Origin of the sequence: Methylobacterium sp. 174MFSha1.1, from assembly GCF_900116815.1 — a bacterium.
In the GTDB taxonomy this organism is placed as follows: Bacteria; Pseudomonadota; Alphaproteobacteria; order Rhizobiales; family Beijerinckiaceae; genus Methylobacterium.
In genome coordinates this window covers 103,402-119,038 of record NZ_FPCB01000023.1, presented here as the reverse complement: position 1 = coordinate 119,038, position 15,637 = coordinate 103,402, and the positions used below count along the sequence as shown (strand labels likewise).

Below are 15,637 nucleotides of genomic sequence, written 5' to 3'. Positions count from 1 at the left end.
ACGCAACCCATGGCCTCTGCAGCCGAGCAGCTCGCCGCCAACCTCAACTTCGGCGCCATCGCCAAGGCCGAAGAGCTCAAGAAGCGGATCTGGTTCACCCTGGGCGCCCTGATCGTCTACCGGCTCGGGACCTACATCCCGCTGCCCGGCATCGATCCCGACGCTCTCCGCCAGAGCTTCGCGAACGCGCAGGGCGGCGTGCTCGGGCTGTTCAACATGTTCTCCGGCGGTGCCGTCGAGCGCATGGCGATCTTCGCGCTCAACATCATGCCGTACATCTCGGCGTCGATCATCGTGCAGCTGCTCACCTCGGTGGTGCCGTCGCTCGAGGCGCTGAAGAAGGAGGGCGAGTCGGGCCGCAAGGTGCTCAATCAGTACACCCGCTACCTCACGGTGGTGCTGGCGATCTTCCAGGCCTGGGGCATCGCGGTCGGCCTGCAGAGTTCCGGCGGCATCGTGCAGGATCCGGGGCCCTTCTTCCTCGTCTCGACCGTGATCACGCTGACCGGCGGCACGCTGTTCCTGATGTGGATCGGCGAGCAGATCACCTCGCGCGGCATCGGCAACGGCTCCTCGCTGATCATCTTCGCGGGCATCGTCGCACACCTGCCCTCGGCCATCGCCGGCACGCTGGAGCTCGGGCGCCAGGGCGCGCTCTCGACGGTGGTGATCCTCGGCGTGGTGGTGATGGCCGCGGCCGTCGTCTACTTCATCGTGTTCATGGAGCGCGCCCAGCGCCGCCTCCTGATCAACTACCCCAAGCGTCAGGTCGGCAACCGGATGTACGAGGGTCAGACCTCGTTCCTGCCGCTCAAGCTCAACACCTCGGGCGTCATCCCGCCGATCTTCGCCTCGTCGCTGCTGCTGCTGCCGGCCACCGCCGCGAGCTTCCAGACCGATCCGAACGGCACCGGCATCATCGCCACCATGGCGACCTATCTCGGCCACGGCCGGCCGCTCTACATGCTGCTCTACGCGGCGCTGATCATCTTCTTCGCCTTCTTCTACACGGCGGTGGTGTTCAACCCGCAGGAGACGGCGGACAACCTGAAGAAGCATGGCGGCTTCATTCCGGGCATCCGGCCGGGCGAGCGCACCGCCGAGTTCATCGACAAGGTCCTGTCGCGCATCACCGTGATCGGCGCGGCCTACCTGACGGTGATCTGCCTCATCCCGGAGATCCTGGTCTCCTACGCCTCGCTGCCGTTCTATTTCGGCGGCACCTCGCTCCTGATCGTGGTCTCGGTGACCATGGACACGGTGGCGCAGGTTCACGGCCATCTGCTGGCGCACCAGTACGAGGGCCTGGTGAAGAAGGCGAAGCTGCGCGGCGCCCGCCGGCGCTGACGACCGCGACCGACGACGGGCGCCCGGGCCGGTACAACCGGCTCGGGCGCCCTTGCGTCGGGGCAGGGGCTTGGCGCATGGTCGGATAACGGCCGGGCAGGGTCTCGGGCTAGAACAAGCAGACAGAGGCCGCGCCCCGGGAGGCAAGGATCCCGTGCGGGACGCGGTGGAGGGGAGTGACAGGTTATGCGGATCATTCTGCTCGGCCCGCCCGGCGCCGGGAAAGGCACCCAATCGGCGCGGATCGTCGAGCGGTTCGGAATCCCGCAGCTCTCGACCGGCGACATGCTGCGCGCCGCGGTGGCGGCCGGCACCCCGGTCGGCCTCAAGGCGAAGGCCCTGATGGAGAGCGGGGCGCTGGTCTCCGACGACATCGTGATCGGCATCGTCGCCGACCGGATCGAGGAGGGGGACGCCCGCGGCGGCTTCATCCTCGACGGCTTCCCGCGCACGGTGGCGCAGGCCGTCGCCCTCGAGACGATGCTGGCCGAGAAGGGCTTGGCGCTCGACGCGGTGATCGAGTTCAAGGTCGACGAGGCGGCGCTGGTCGGGCGCATCGCCAAGCGGGCCGCCGAGACCGAGGCCCGCGGCGAGCCGGTGCGCAAGGACGACACGCCGGAAGTGTTCAAGACCCGGCTCGAGGCCTACCGCACCCAGACCGCGCCGCTCTCGGCCCACTACGCCGGCACCGGCCTCCTGCGTCAGGTCGACGGCATGGCGCCGATCGACGAGGTGACGAAGCAGCTCGAGACGGTGCTCGCTCCGTTCCAGGCCGTGTCCGCGTGACATGAGGCCCTGAGTTGACAACGGTTCGCGCCCGCGCTAGTGGGCGCTCCTTCGTTCAGACCCGGACGGCCCGGCGTGCCTCTCTGGAGGCCGCTCCGGGCCGATTTGCCGTCGGGACGACGCGCAGGGGCCGGACTCCACCGGACGCGCGTGACACTAGGATATCGTCCGGGCGCTAGAGCCCTGGACGCGATGGAGAGCAGGAACACCATGGCCCGTATCGCCGGCGTCAACATCCCGACCAACAAGCGCGTCGTCATCGCGCTCCAGTACATCCACGGCATCGGTGCCAAGAAGGCCGAGGAGATCACCGAGAAGGTCGGCATCCCGGCCGAGCGTCGCGTGAACCAGCTCACCGACGCCGAGGTGCTGCAGATCCGCGAGACGATCGACCGCGACTACGTCGTCGAGGGCGACCTGCGCCGCGAAGTCTCGATGAACATCAAGCGCCTGATGGATCTCGGCTGCTACCGTGGCCTGCGCCACCGTCGCAACCTGCCGGTCCGCGGCCAGCGCACCCACACCAACGCCCGCACCCGCAAGGGCAAGGCGAAGCCGATCGCCGGCAAGAAGAAGTAAGCCGCGATCCGTTAAAAGATCGGCGGGGCCGGCCTTCCGGTCTCGCCCGACCCCGGCGGCGCGTCAGCGCCGTCATCTGACCCGTGAGAGACGTCCCGAGCGCCTGGCACCACGGGCGCGCCTGAAGGATCGAAAGACAGTATGGCCAAGGAAGCAACCCGCGTCCGTCGTCGCGAACGCAAGAACATCGTGTCGGGCGTCGCCCACGTGAACGCCTCGTTCAACAACACGATGATCACCATCACGGACGCCCAGGGCAACACGATCTCGTGGTCGTCGGCCGGCGCCATGGGCTTCAAGGGCTCCCGCAAGTCGACCCCCTACGCCGCCCAGGTCGCGGCCGAGGATGCCGGCCGCAAGGCCGCCGAGCACGGCATGCGCACCCTCGAGGTCGAGGTCTCGGGCCCCGGCTCGGGCCGCGAGTCGGCCCTGCGCGCGCTCCAGGCGGCGGGCTTCACGGTGACGTCGATCCGCGACGTGACCCCGATCCCGCATAACGGCTGCCGCCCGCGCAAGCGCCGCCGCGTCTGATCGTCCCCGGTGCCGGGGGGCTCCTCGGAGCCTCCCGGGCCGCCTGCGAAGAGGATCGTGTGTCGACACCCCGCACAGCCGACATCGTCCGGCCCGGCGTCCTCCCCTGGACGCTGGGCGATCGCGTTGTGGTCGCCCTCAACGACGGCCATCTCGCGGCGTCGCTCGGGCTGGTGCAGGGGATTTCCGCCGACGAGGCCTCGGGCCTCCAGGAGCGCGGTTTCCGCAGTGTCGAGGCGCCGCGGATCTCCGTCAGCGCCTTCCTGATCCTCGGCGGGCCGGCGCCGGTCCTGGTCGATGCCGGGATGGGGCTGAGCGGTCCCGCCTCGCTCGGGCATCTGCCGAAGGCGCTCGAGGCCTGCGGCGTGGCCCCCGGCGACATCGGAACCGTGCTGGTGACCCATCTGCATTCCGACCATGTCGGCGGATTGACGGGGCCGGACGGCGTCGCCCTCTACCCGAATGCCGAGGTGGTGATCCCGGAGGCCGAGGCCGCCTACTGGCTCGCCGACGGGGCCGAATCGCGGGCGCCGGAGGGGGCGAAGGCGGGGTTCCGCCGCGCCCGCGCGCTCGTCGGCGCCTACGGCGACCGGATCCGCCGGGCCGGCGAGGGCGAGGTGCTGCCGGGGGTCGAGGCGATCCTGGCGCCCGGCCACACGCCCGGCCACACCGCCTATCGGGTCCAGTCGGGCGACCACTCGGTGCTGATCTGGGGCGACGTGGTCCACCTGCCGGCGATCCAGCTGGCCCGGCCGGAGGCCGGCGTCTCCTTCGACGTGGACGGCGCGACGGCCGCCGCCACGCGCAAGCGCATCCTCGACCAGGCGGCGGCGGAAAGCCTCCTGGTCGCCGGGATGCATCTCGAGTTTCCGGCCCTCGGCAAGGTCCGGCGCGACGGCGCCGGCTTCGCCTGGGTCCCGGAGCAGTGGAGCGCGGCGTCCTGACCGCCCCTGCTTCGGACGCGTGAGAGATCAGGACGGCGGTGTCTCCCGGGCGCGGGGGAGACCGCGAGGGGAGGGCCGCTCAGGCCGCCCCGGTGTAAGTTGGCGAGAGGTGCGAACGTGGTCATTCAGAAGAACTGGCAAGAGCTGATCAAGCCGAACAAGCTCGAAGTCACCCCCGGGCACGACCCGAAGCGGATCGCCACCGTGGTGGCCGAGCCGCTGGAGCGCGGCTTCGGCACCACCCTCGGCAATTCGCTGCGCCGGGTGCTCCTCTCCTCGCTCCAGGGCGCGGCCGTCACCTCGGTCCACATCGACGGCGTGCTGCACGAGTTCTCGTCGATCCCGGGCGTGCGCGAGGACGTCACCGACATCGTCCTCAACATCAAGACGATCGCCATCCGTTCGTCGAGCGACACCCCGAAGCGCATGACCCTGCGCAAGACCGGCCCGGGCCTGGTCACCGCGGGCGACATCGCGACGGTCGGCGACGTGCAGATCCTCAACCCCGACCTGGTGCTCTGCACCCTGGACGACGGGGCCGAGATCCGCATGGAGTTCACCGTGTCGGCCGGCAAGGGCTACGTCCCGGCCGAGCGCAACCGGCCCGAGGATGCGCCGATCGGCCTGATCCCGGTCGACGCCCTGTTCTCGCCGGTCACCAAGGTGTCCTACCGCATCGAGAACACCCGCGAGGGCCAGGATCTCGACAAGGACAAGCTGACCATGACGGTCGAGACCAACGGTGCGGTCTCGCCCGAGGATGCGCTGGCCTACGCTGCCCGCATCATCCAGGACCAGCTCCAGATCTTCGTCAACTTCGAGGAGCCCCGCAAGGAGGAGGCCGCGCCGCTCGCGCCGCAGCTGCCCTTCAACCCGGCCCTGCTCAAGAAGGTCGACGAGCTCGAGCTCTCGGTCCGCTCGGCCAACTGCCTCAAGAACGACAACATCGTCTATATCGGCGATCTCATCCAGAAGACCGAAGCCGAGATGCTACGTACGCCGAACTTCGGCCGCAAGTCGCTCAACGAGATCAAGGAAGTGCTGGCCGCGATGGGCCTGCACCTCGGCATGGACGTGCCCGGCTGGCCGCCGGAGAACATCGAGGACCTGGCCAAGCGCTTCGAGGAGCACTACTAGGCCGCTCTCGGCGGCGCGGGGAAGCCCTGCGCCGCCACTCCCGATGCGTCCTCGCGCGTGGACGCATCGGGAGTGGCGGGAATCCGCACTCATCACAAAGGACGGCCGACCCGTGGCACGGCGGCCGAGAACCAAAGGAGAGAGCCATGCGTCACGGTTTCCGGGGTCGTCGCTTCAACCGCACCGTCGAGCATCGCAAGGCGATGTTCTCGAACATGTCGGCCGCGCTCATCAAGCACGAGCAGATCATCACCACCCTGCCGAAGGCCAAGGACCTGCGTCCCGTGGTCGAGAAGCTGATCACCCTCGGCAAGCGCGGCGACCTGCACGCCCGCCGTCAGGCGATCGCGGCGCTTCGCGGCGACGAGGTGATGGTCAAGAAGCTGTTCGACGTGCTCGGCCCCCGCTACGAGAGCCGCCCCGGCGGCTATTGCCGCATCATGAAGGCGGGCTTCCGCTACGGCGACAACGCCCCGATGGCGGTGATCGAGTTCGTCGATCGCGACGTCGACGCCCGCGGCAAGGATTCCGGCCCGGTCCAGGTCTCCGACGAGACCCCCGCCGAGTAAGCCGTCACCCGGCTCGACTGTCCTTGAAGGCGGCCCGCGAGGGCCGCCTTTTTCGTCTCGGCCGGAACCGTCCGGCAGGGCCGACGATCTTCCTACGGCAGTTGCCGCCGACCAAGGGAGATTCGATCGATGACCAAGCTGACCATCCCGGCTCTCGCCGCGCTGATCCTCGCCGGTACGGGCACGGCCGCTCTCGCCGACAAGGTCGGGGCCGACTGGATGCCGATCGGCCAGGTGATCCAGAAGGCCGAGGCCGCCGGCTACACCCTGATCTCCGAGATCGAGGCCGATGACGGGCATTGGGAAGGGGAGGGGATGAAGGACGGCAAGGCGATGAAGTTCCGGGCCGATCCGCGCACCGGCGCCATCCTGTCGGAAAAGGCGAAGTAGGACGCGGGCGAAACGCTGGATTCCGCGGCGCGGGAGGCGCAAAGGTGACGCGCCTTCCGTTCCACCAGCGAATTCGACCATGACCACGATTCCCTCCCTCGCCGATCTCCAGGCCCGCTACGCCGCGCTGCAAGGGCGCGGCCTCAAGCTCGACATGACGCGCGGCAAGCCCGCGCCCGAGCAGCTCGACCTGTCGGAGGGGCTGGCGGCCCTGCCGGGCAACCGCGACCACCGCACCGAGGCCGGCGAGGATGCCCGCAACTACGGCGGCGTGCAGGGTCTCGCCGAGGTGCGGGCGCTGTTCGCCCCGGTGCTCGGTGCGGCGCCCGAGCGGATCGTCGTCGGCAACAATTCGAGCCTCGCCCTGATGCACGATTGCATCGTCTACGCGCTGCTCAAGGGCGTGCCGGGAGGGCAGCGGCCGTGGTCGAAGGAGGAGGAGATCCGCTTCCTCTGCCCGGTGCCGGGCTACGACCGTCACTTCGCCCTGTGCGAGACCTACGGCATCGGCATGGTGCCCGTGCCGATGACCGCCGACGGCCCCGACATGGATGTGGTCGAGCGCGAGGCCCGCGATCCCCGGGTGAAGGGGATGTGGGCAGTCCCGCAATATTCCAACCCCGGCGGGGAGACCTATTCCGACGCCACGGTCGAGCGGCTCGCCCGGATGGAGACCGGCGCGCCGGACTTCCGGCTGTTTTGGGACAATGCCTACGCGCTCCACCACCTCACCGAGCGGCGGCCGCAGCTCCGCAATATCCTGGACGCCTGCACTGATGCCGGCCATCCGGACCGGGCGATCGTCTTCGCCTCGACCTCGAAGGTGACGCTGGCGGGCGCCGGCCTCGCGATGCTCGCCTCCTCCGAGGCCAACATCCGCTGGTACCTCGGCAATGCCGGCAAGCGCACCATCGGGCCGGACAAGCTCAACCAGCTGCGCCACATCCGCTTCCTGCGCGACCAGGCCGGGCTCGACGCCCTGATGGACGGCCACCGCCGCCTGCTGGCGCCGAAGTTCCGCGCCGTGACCGATACCCTGGCCCGCCACCTCGGCGGCACCGGGGTCGCGCGCTGGAGCGAGCCGGAGGGCGGCTACTTCATCCTGCTCGAAGTGCCGGAGGGCTGCGCCACCCGCGTCGTCACGCTCGCCGCCGCCTGCGGCCTCGCGCTGACGCCGGCCGGCGCCACTCATCCCTACGGCCGCGACCCGCAGGACCGGCTGCTGCGCCTCGCCCCGTCCTACCCGAAGCCCGCCGAGGTGGAGGCGGCGGCGGAAGTGGTGGCGACCTGCGTGCTTCTGGCGGCGGCCGAGAGCCGGGAGGCCGGCGGGAGCGGGCGAGTCGCGGCCTGAACCGACATCCGGGGGCGTGTCGTCGACGCTCCCGGCACCCTCTCGCACTCTCGGAGCCTTGCTCGATCGGCCTCCATCGATTTTCTCACCCTCCGCGTCATTCCGGGGCCGCGTAGCGGAGCCCGGAATGACGCGGAGGATGTCGATACTGTCGGGCAGATGAAACAGGATCTCAGCCCCGCCCGATCGACGCGCGGTATTCGCGCGGGCTGACGCCGTAGGCCTGCCGGAACGCCCGGCTGAGGAGCGCGCCGGTGCCGAAGCCGTAGGCCTCCCCGATCTCGCCGATGGAGCGCCGTTCGAGCGGATCGTCGAGCGCCATCCGGATCGCCGCGAGGCGCTGGCGCGCGAGGTAGCGGGCGATCCCGCCTTCCGGCTCGAACAGGCGGTAGAGCTGCGAGCGCGACATGCCGAGCGCCTTCGCCATCGCGTCGACCCGCAAGGGCGTGCAGAGATGACCGCGCAGGAACTGTTTTGCCGTCCTCAGCCGGGCGGCGTCGAGGGGCAGGCTGGCGCGCTCGGCCGCCTCCAGGCTCGGGCGCGTGCAGGCCGCGACCATGTGGAGCGTGGCCTGGGCGATGTGGGCCGCGTCAAGCGTCGTGATTGCGTGGCTGTGCGCGGACAGGCTCCGCAGGTGGTCGGCCAGGAGGCGGCCGGCGCCGCCGGTCAGGATCAGCCCGTGCAGGGCCTCCTCGTCGGGCATCAGGGCGGCGACGGACGCGCGCGGCAGGGCGAGGATCAGGGAGTCCGTCTCCGGGACCCGGCTGCGGCGATAGGGCTGCGACAGGTCGTTGAGGCTGACGGCCCCGGCCGGAACCTCCGCGACGCCGTGCTCGGTCTCCACGCTGTAGGCGTGCCGGCTCAGATGCAGGATGAAGCCGTCCTGGCCGTCGCGGCGGATCTGGGACCGCGACCGGGCGGGCCCCTGGGGGGCGGCATTCATGACGCGCAACGCCATCGGGCCGACCAGGGTCGTCTCGATGCGGCCCGCGAACCCGGCCGGGTCGGCGTCGAGGGCGTGGGCGGAGAACAGCGTCCGCCACGCATCGAAGCGGTCGCGCTCCGGCAGGGCGTCCGTCGTGAAGAGGGACCGGGATACGAGACTCACGGGCAGGTCCGCTCATCGATAAGGCAGACGATGTTAGCTCCTGCCGCGCGGCTGACCAGTCCTATTCGGCATAAGGGCGATCATCGCCCGCGCCCCGTCAGTGCATCGCCGCCCCGGCCGGGGCGGGCGCTCCGGGCTCCGCGGGCGCGTGCACGACCGCCGGTCGCCGCCGCGAGAACAGCAGGATCAGCACCGGCAGGATGATCAGGATCAGGATCGGCGCCAGGCTCATCCCGCCGACCACCACCAGCGCCAGGGGCTTCTGCACCTGCGAGCCGACGCCCTGCGAGAAGGCGGCGGGCAGGAGGCCGACGCCGGCGACGACGCAGGTCATCACCACCGGGCGCATCTGGGTGTAGCAGGTCTTCAGCATCGCCTCGGCCCGCTCCTCGCCGCGGGCGATCAGCCCGTTGTAGTGGGTGAGCACGATGATGCCGTCCATCACCGCGATGCCGAGCAGCGCGATGAAGCCGATCGCCGCCGAGACCGAGAACGGCGTCTCGGTGACGGCGAGCGCCACGACGCCGCCGGCCACCGCCATCGGGATCACGCTGAGCGCGAGGAGCGTGTCGACGAGGGAGCCGAAATTCACGAACAGCAGCACGGCGATCAGCAGGATCGCCAGCGGCACCGTGACCGAGAGACGGGCCAGTGCGCCCTGCATGTTGTTGAACTCGCCGACCAGCTCCAGCCGGTAATCCGGCGGCAGCTTCACCTCCTGCGCCACCCGCTCGCGGGCCTCGATGATGGTGCTGCCGAGGTCGCGGTCGCGCACGCTGAACTTGACCGGCAGGTAGCGCTCCTGGCCCTCGCGGTAGATGTAGGCCGGGCCCGACACCAGCTCGACATCGGCGACGGCGCTCAAGGGGATCTGGACCATCGCGCCGCCCTGGGTCTGGCCGGCGATGCGCAATTCGCGGATCGCGCGGACGCTCTGGCGGTACTGCGAGGCGAGCCGCACGATGATCGGGTAGTGGCGCTCGGAGCCGGTGTCGTAGAGCTCGCCCGCCGAATCGCCGCCGATCGCGGTGCGCACCGTGGTGTTGATGTCGCCGGGGGTCAGGCCGTAGCGGGCGGCCCGGGTGCGGTCGACGTTGATCTGCACCGTCGGCTGGCCGAGGGAGGTGAAGACGCCGAGATCGGTGACGCCGGGCACGCGCTTCAGGGTCGCCTCGACCTGGCGCGCCACGTCGGTGAGGGTCTGCAGGTCGGGCCCGAACACCTTGAACGAGTTCTCGCCCTTGATGCCCGACACCGCCTCGGCGACGTTGTCCTGCAGGTACTGCGACAGGTTGAACTCGACGCCCGGGAACTCGGTGCGCAGCCGCTCCAGCAGCGTGCCGGTCATCGCGTCCTTGGTGACGCCCTCGCGCCACTGATCGGCGGGCCTCAGGGGAGCGAAGAACTCGCCGTTGAAGAAGCCGGCGGCGTCGGTGCCGTCGTCGGGCCGGCCGTGCTGCGAGACCACCCGCTCGACCTCCGGCACCTCGGCGATCACCCGGCGGATCCGGTTGACGTAGAGGTTGCCTTCTTCGAGCGAGATCGTCGCCGGCATGGTGGCGCGGATCCAGAGGTTGCCCTCCTCGAGCTTCGGCAGGAATTCGAGGCCGAGATTGCGCCCCTCCACCGCCACGCCGAGGCCGATGAGGGCGGCAAAGCCCAGCGTCAGGGTGCGGTGGGCCAGCGCCGCCCGGATCACCGGCCGGTACGCCCGGTCGAGGCTCCGGACCAGGATCGTCTCGACCTCGTGGATGTGCTCCGGCAGCAGGTAGGCCGACAGCACCGGCGTCACCGTGAAGGTGGCGATGAGGCCGCCGGCGAGCGCGTAGGCGTAGGTCTGGGCCATCGGCCCGAAGATGTTGCCCTCGACGCCCGACAGCGTGAAGAGCGGCAGGAAGCCGGTGACGATGATGACCGCGGCAAAGACGATCGAGCGGCTGACGTCGGAGGAGGCGAGCGAGATCAGCCCGAGCTTCCTCGGCATTCCCCTAGCGCCGACGAGGCCGGGAGGCAGCGGCGGCCCGTGGCCCGAGAGGCGCCGGAAGATCGCCTCGACCATGATGACCGTGCCGTCGACGATCAGGCCGAAATCGAGCGCGCCGACCGACAGGAGGTTCGCCGATTCGCCCCGCGCCACCAGGATGATGACGGCGAAGAACAGCGCGAAGGGAATCGTCGCGACGACGATGAGCGCGCTCCGCAGGTTGCCGAGGAAGAGCCACTGCACCACCAGGATCAGCAGGATGCCGACCATCATGTTGTGCAGGACGGTGTGGGTGGTGACGGCGATGAGGTCGGCGCGGTCGTAGATGCGCTCGATGCGTACCCCCGGCGGCAGGATGCCGGCGGCCTCGATCCGCGCGACCTCCGCCTTCACCGCCTCGATCGACGGGGTCGAGCGCTCGCCGCGGCGCATGAGCACGATGCCCTGGACGATGTCGTCGTCCTCGTTCATGCCGGCGATGCCGAGCCGCGGCTGGTGGCCGATGGTGATGGTGGCGACATCCTTCACCAGGACCGGGGCGCCGCCGGACTGGGTCAGCACCGTCTCGCCGATGTCGTCGACCGAGCGGATCAGGCCGACGCCGCGCACCACCGCCGACTGGCTGCCCAGGGTGATGCGGTTGCCGCCGACATTGAGGTTGCTGTCGTTGAGGGTCTTGACCACGCCGGACAGGGTCAGCCCATGCGCCATCAGCCGGTCGAGGTCGACGCCGATCTCGAAGGTCTTGGTCTTGCCGCCCCAGCCGATGACGTCGATGACCCCCGGCACGGCGCGGAAGCGCTTGCGCAGGACCCAGTCCTGCAGGGTCTTCAGGTCGAGGACGCTGTAGCCCTCCGGCGCGACGAGCTTGTAGCGGAAGATCTCGCCGATCGGGCTCACCGGCGAGATGGCGGGCTTGGCGCCGTTCGGCAGGGTGTCGAGCTGGGCGAGGCGATTGAGCACCTGCTGCTCGGCCTCGCGGTAGCTGTTGGCGAAGCCGAATTGCAGCTTCACGTCGGACAGGCCGTAGAGCGAGACGGTGCGGACCTGCTTCAGGTCGGGCAGCCCCGAGGTGATCACCTCGATCGGCACCGTGATGTAGCGCTCGATCTCCTCGCCCGAGAGGCCCGGCGCCTGGGTGATGACGTTCACCATCGGCGGCGTCGGGTCGGGATAGGCCTCGATGTTGAGGCTCTGGAACGCCGCGAGCCCGCCGAGGATCAGGGCCACGAAGGCCAGGACGACGAGGGCGCGCTGGCGCAGGGCGAGGCCGACGATGCCGGTCATGGCCGAGGATCCGAAGGTGCGGGGTCGCGAAGAGGAGCGAAGAACGGGAGGGGGCGGGCGTCAGCTCTGGGTCGACATCCGGTCGATGAAGAGCGAGCCGCGGGAGATCACCCGCTCGCCCTCCTTCAACCCGTCGAGGATCTCGACGGTGGAGCCGTCGACGATGCCGGCCCGGATCGGCCGGTTCTCGACCGAGTTGTCGGCCCGCAGCACCCAGACGCTGGCCTTGTTGCCCTCCAGGATCACGGCGGCGCGGGGCACGGCATGGGACACGCTCTCGCGCTCGTTGATGATGCGCACGCTCGCGTACATCTCGGGCTTGAGCAGGCCTTGGCGGTTGTCGATCTCGGCCCGCACGGTGATGCGCCGGGTGGTCGGATCGACGGAGGTGCCGATGAAGTTGATCCGGCCGACGAATTCGCGCTCCGGATGGGCCGGCACGCGGAAGGTGATCTTCTCGTCCATCTCGACCTTGGCGGCGTCGGTCTCGCGCAGTTGCGCCACCAGCCAGACCTTCGACAGGTCGCCGATGATGTAGGACGGGTCGCCGCTCGAGCCGACATACTGGCCCGGGCCGATCTTGCGCTGGATGATGGTGCCGCTGAGCGGCGCGTTGATCGGGGTGTTGGGGTTGATCGCCGAGCCTCGCGAGAGGGCCGCCATCTCCTCGTCGCGCAAGCCTAAGATGCGCAGGCGGTTGCGCACCGCCTCCAGCCCGACCTCGGCGGTGCGGTTGTCGTTGGTGGCCGTGGTGAGGTCGTTCTGGGCGGCCTGGAGGTCGCGCAGGGTGGTGGCGCGGGTCTCGAACAGGTCGCGCTGCCGCTTCTCGGCGGCCTGTGCGAAGTTGAGCTGCGAGCGGCTCTTGTTCAGCACGTTCAGGGCGGCGAGATAGTCGTTCTGGGCCTGGACCATCTCGTTGGCCTGGACCGAGAACAGCGGATCGCCGCGCTTCACCTGCTCGCCGGTGCGGGCGAAGATCGCGATGACGCGGCCGGGATAGGGCGAGAAGACCGGCGTCGCCTGGTACTCGTCGACCCCGATCTTGCCCTCGGTGGCGATCTCCTCGAAGAACCGGCGCTTGACCACCGGCTCGCTCGACACCGTGGCGAGCTGCGACGCGGTGAGGGTGAAGCCCTTGGCCGCCTGCGGCCGGGCCGGCACGTCCGCGAAGGCCGTGATCGGCTCCTGGCGGTGGCTCGGGCGCACCGTTGTGTAGGCGACGACCGCGCCTGCGGCCACGACGGCCAGGACGACGACTTGGCTGATCGGTCTCAGCGTCCGGGGCATGTTCGTCACACTCTTCGTCGGCAGGCGTGCCGCTGCGGCGCGACGGGGATGACCGATCGGCAACGCGCGGGCAACACTTAGCCAATCTTGCTGACGCAAGCGTGAATGACTTTCGCGTCCGGCCGGTTCCGGGCTGGCTGTGCCGTCGGCGATACACTTGGGTGCGGAGGTCGCGGAGGGGACGGGATCATGATCGCACGAAAATGCTGAGATAGTAATCTTTGAATGATATGACGCGGGATCCCCTCTCCCGTGTGGGAGAGGGGTAGGGGTGAGGGTGACACGACTCCGGACAAATCTCCGAACGTTGAGCTGCTAGCACCACGCTCAGTGCCCTAGACTGAAGCGTGTCACCCTCACCCCCGGCCCCTCTCCCACACGGGAGAGGGGAGACCCGTGTTTTATATTTCGCAGGTGGTTTGAGACCCGCGCGGATGCCGATCAGGTTATCGGATCGAGCAGGGACGCCACCCGCGCCGCGAGATCGGCGGACAGGAACGGCTTCTCGAGCACCGAAAAGTCGGCCGGGATGTGCGCCGCCTCGGCGTGGCCGGTGACGAGCAGGAAGGGCAGGGCCGGAAAACGCTGCCGCACCGCTCCGGCGAGGTCGAGGCCGCTCATGCCTGGCATCGCCAGGTCGGCGACGACGATGTCGAACCGCTCCGCCGCGAGCCGTTCCAAGGCCGCCTCGCCGCTCGGCACCTCGGCCTCGTCGTAGCCGAAGCCGTTGAGGAACGAGGCGGTGACGTGGCGCACCTGGGGATCGTCGTCGACCACCAGGACCCGGGCCCGGCGCGGCGCCGGGGCCGGGGCGGCCTGCGCGGCGGGGGCCGCCTCGACCGCCTCGCGCGAGCGCGGCAGGTAGAGCAGCACGGTGGTGCCGTGCCCGACCGCGCTGTCGATGCGGATCGTGCCGCCCGATTGCTGGACGAGGCCGAACACCATGGCGAGGCCGAGGCCCGTGCCCTGGCCGACGCCCTTGGTGGTGAAGAACGGCTCGAACACCCGGCCTAAGATCTCCGGCGGGATGCCGGTGCCGGTGTCGCGGATCGCGATCACCGCGTAGTCGCCGTCCTTGAGGTTCGGGTCGGTGCTGTCCCGGATCGTCTCGTTGCGGGTCGAGAGCGCGACGACGCCGCCCTCCGGCATCGCGTCGCGGCCGTTGATGCAGAGGTTGAGAATCGCGAGTTCGAGCTGGTCGGGATCGACCCTGGCCGGCCACAGGTCGTCGCTCAAGTCGCGCTCGACCTGGACGAAGCCCCCGAGGCTCCGCCCGAGCAGGTCGTCCATGCCGCGGATCACCGCGTTGAGGTCGACGGTGCGCGCCTGGAGGTCGCGGCGGTGGCTGAAGGTGAGGAGGCGCTTCGTGAGCGCCGCGCCGCGCTGCGCCGCCTGGGTGGCGTTGGTCATCAGCCGCGACAGGCGCGCGTCGCCCGCCACCTTCGGCAGGGCGAGCTCCAGGCTGCCGAGGATCGCGGTGAGCAGGTTGTTGAAGTCGTGCGCGACGCCGCCGGCCAGCGTGCCGAGCGCCTGCATCTTGTCGGCCTGACGCAGGCGGGTCTCGAGCAGGCGCTGCTCGGTGATGTCGCGCGCGATCACCGCGAGGTGGACGATCGCCCCGGCCGGATCGCGGATCGGCACGCGGGTGACCTGGCTCCAGGTCGGGGCCGCCTCCGGTCCGCTCGCCGCCGCCATCTCGGTCGGTGCGCCGGACTCGATCGCCGCCCGGTCGGCGGCCTCCGCCTCGCCGGCCTCGGCCCCGAGGATCTCGGCCTCGGTGCGGCCGAGGCAGGCGTCCGGCGAGGGCGCCCCGAGGCGCTCCGCCATGCGGGCGTTGAGGCGCAGGAAGCGCCCCTCGGTGTCCTTGAAGGCGATCGCGTCGCCCGAATGGTCGAGGAGGCCGCGCAGGAGGGCGCGCTCGGTGGCGAGCTCCCGGGCGAGGCGGTGGCGGTCGTAGGCGCTCCGCACCGCGTTGCGCAGGAGCGCCGGGTCCCAGGGCTTGGTGATGTAGCCGGTGATGCCGCCGCGGTTGAGCGCCGAGACCACCGCCGAGATGTCGGCGTAGCCGGTGAGCAGGATCGCCTGCGCGTCCGAGATCTCCCGCGCCTGGGCGAGCAGCGCGTCGCCGGTGAGGCCCGGCATGCGCTGGTCGGAGAGGATCACGTCGATGTCGGGCTCGGCGGCGATCAGCGCCAGGGCCTCGGCCGGCCGGCTGGTGGTGAGCACCCGGTACTCGTCCTCGAACAGGTCCTCGAGGGCGACCAGGATGTCCGGCTCGTCGTCGACCGCCAGGATCGTGCCGCGCGGGGCCGGGTTCATCGATCGGTCCGTCGCACC

At 70.0% G+C, this 15,637-nt stretch carries 13 protein-coding genes; 9 read left to right on the top strand and 4 right to left on the bottom strand.

What is annotated here, in order from left to right:
* The first annotated feature begins 9 nt into the window (after positions 1 to 9).
* The 9 genes from secY to BM430_RS20690 all read left to right on the top strand — a co-directional run bounded on the left by secY (position 10) and on the right by BM430_RS20690 (position 7,634).
* Complete coding sequence (secY, locus tag BM430_RS20730; RefSeq protein ID WP_048450470.1) at positions 10 to 1,347, top strand: preprotein translocase subunit SecY; 1,338 nt, start codon at positions 10 to 12, stop codon at positions 1,345 to 1,347.
* 186 nt (positions 1,348 to 1,533) lie between these two features.
* Positions 1,534 to 2,133, top strand: coding sequence for an adenylate kinase (locus BM430_RS20725; protein WP_093569142.1), 600 nt, complete (start codon positions 1,534 to 1,536; stop codon positions 2,131 to 2,133).
* 210 nt (positions 2,134 to 2,343) lie between these two features.
* Entirely contained in the window at positions 2,344 to 2,712 is a 369-nt protein-coding gene (gene rpsM / locus BM430_RS20720) for a 30S ribosomal protein S13 (protein WP_048425835.1), read from the top strand.
* 141 nt (positions 2,713 to 2,853) lie between these two features.
* Positions 2,854 to 3,243: a 30S ribosomal protein S11 gene (gene rpsK / locus BM430_RS20715; protein ID WP_015928609.1), complete on the top strand. Its 390-nt coding sequence runs from the start codon at positions 2,854 to 2,856 to the stop codon at positions 3,241 to 3,243.
* A gap of 59 nt (positions 3,244 to 3,302) precedes the next feature.
* Complete coding sequence (locus tag BM430_RS20710) at positions 3,303 to 4,187, top strand: MBL fold metallo-hydrolase (RefSeq protein ID WP_244539586.1); 885 nt, start codon at positions 3,303 to 3,305, stop codon at positions 4,185 to 4,187.
* 117 nt (positions 4,188 to 4,304) lie between these two features.
* The gene (locus tag BM430_RS20705; protein WP_093569141.1) at positions 4,305 to 5,324 is read left to right on the top strand and encodes a DNA-directed RNA polymerase subunit alpha; all 1,020 of its coding nucleotides are present in this window, start codon (positions 4,305 to 4,307) and stop codon (positions 5,322 to 5,324) included.
* A gap of 146 nt (positions 5,325 to 5,470) precedes the next feature.
* Positions 5,471 to 5,893 (top strand): 50S ribosomal protein L17, encoded by a 423-nt coding sequence (gene rplQ, locus BM430_RS20700; protein WP_093569140.1) that lies wholly within the window; start codon positions 5,471 to 5,473, stop codon positions 5,891 to 5,893.
* Between the two features lie 129 nt (positions 5,894 to 6,022).
* Positions 6,023 to 6,283, top strand: a complete 261-nt coding sequence (locus BM430_RS20695; protein WP_093569139.1) for a PepSY domain-containing protein — start codon at positions 6,023 to 6,025, stop codon at positions 6,281 to 6,283.
* Positions 6,284 to 6,362: 79 nt separating this feature from the next.
* Positions 6,363 to 7,634 carry an aspartate aminotransferase type Ic gene (locus tag BM430_RS20690; protein WP_093569138.1) on the top strand — a complete coding sequence of 424 codons (1,272 nt, stop codon included), beginning with the start codon at positions 6,363 to 6,365 and terminating at the stop codon, positions 7,632 to 7,634.
* 172 nt (positions 7,635 to 7,806) lie between these two features.
* On the opposite strand, the gene BM430_RS20685 is transcribed toward BM430_RS20690, so the two are convergent.
* The 4 genes from BM430_RS20685 to BM430_RS20670 all read right to left on the bottom strand — a co-directional run bounded on the left by BM430_RS20685 (position 7,807) and on the right by BM430_RS20670 (position 15,619).
* Positions 7,807 to 8,742 carry a helix-turn-helix domain-containing protein gene (locus BM430_RS20685; protein ID WP_093569137.1) on the bottom strand — a complete coding sequence of 312 codons (936 nt, stop codon included), beginning with the start codon at positions 8,740 to 8,742 and terminating at the stop codon, positions 7,807 to 7,809.
* A 97-nt stretch (positions 8,743 to 8,839) separates the two neighbouring features.
* A complete protein-coding gene (locus tag BM430_RS20680; protein WP_093569136.1) occupies positions 8,840 to 12,013 on the bottom strand; it encodes an efflux RND transporter permease subunit in 3,174 nt (1,057 codons plus the stop codon).
* Between the two features lie 60 nt (positions 12,014 to 12,073).
* On the bottom strand, positions 12,074 to 13,300 hold the full coding sequence (locus BM430_RS20675) for an efflux RND transporter periplasmic adaptor subunit (RefSeq protein WP_093569135.1): 1,227 nt from the start codon (positions 13,298 to 13,300) through the stop codon (positions 12,074 to 12,076).
* 441 nt (positions 13,301 to 13,741) lie between these two features.
* Positions 13,742 to 15,619 carry a response regulator gene (locus BM430_RS20670; RefSeq protein ID WP_244539585.1) on the bottom strand — a complete coding sequence of 626 codons (1,878 nt, stop codon included), beginning with the start codon at positions 15,617 to 15,619 and terminating at the stop codon, positions 13,742 to 13,744.
* Positions 15,620 to 15,637 lie beyond the last annotated feature (18 nt).

Excerpts from the sequence above, each read along its gene's own strand:
- secY (WP_048450470.1), top strand. The coding sequence starts at position 10 with ATGGCCTCTGCAGCCGAGCAGCTCGCCGCCAACCTCAACTTCGGCGCC.
- BM430_RS20725 (WP_093569142.1), top strand. The coding sequence starts at position 1,534 with ATGCGGATCATTCTGCTCGGCCCGCCCGGCGCCGGGAAAGGCACCCAA.
- rpsM (WP_048425835.1), top strand. The coding sequence starts at position 2,344 with ATGGCCCGTATCGCCGGCGTCAACATCCCGACCAACAAGCGCGTCGTC.
- rpsK (WP_015928609.1), top strand. The coding sequence starts at position 2,854 with ATGGCCAAGGAAGCAACCCGCGTCCGTCGTCGCGAACGCAAGAACATC.
- rplQ (WP_093569140.1), top strand. The coding sequence starts at position 5,471 with ATGCGTCACGGTTTCCGGGGTCGTCGCTTCAACCGCACCGTCGAGCAT.
- BM430_RS20695 (WP_093569139.1), top strand. The coding sequence starts at position 6,023 with ATGACCAAGCTGACCATCCCGGCTCTCGCCGCGCTGATCCTCGCCGGT.
- BM430_RS20690 (WP_093569138.1), top strand. The coding sequence starts at position 6,363 with ATGACCACGATTCCCTCCCTCGCCGATCTCCAGGCCCGCTACGCCGCG.
- BM430_RS20680 (WP_093569136.1), bottom strand. The coding sequence starts at position 12,013 with ATGACCGGCATCGTCGGCCTCGCCCTGCGCCAGCGCGCCCTCGTCGTC.
- BM430_RS20675 (WP_093569135.1), bottom strand. The coding sequence starts at position 13,300 with ATGCCCCGGACGCTGAGACCGATCAGCCAAGTCGTCGTCCTGGCCGTC.
- BM430_RS20670 (WP_244539585.1), bottom strand. The coding sequence starts at position 15,619 with ATGAACCCGGCCCCGCGCGGCACGATCCTGGCGGTCGACGACGAGCCG.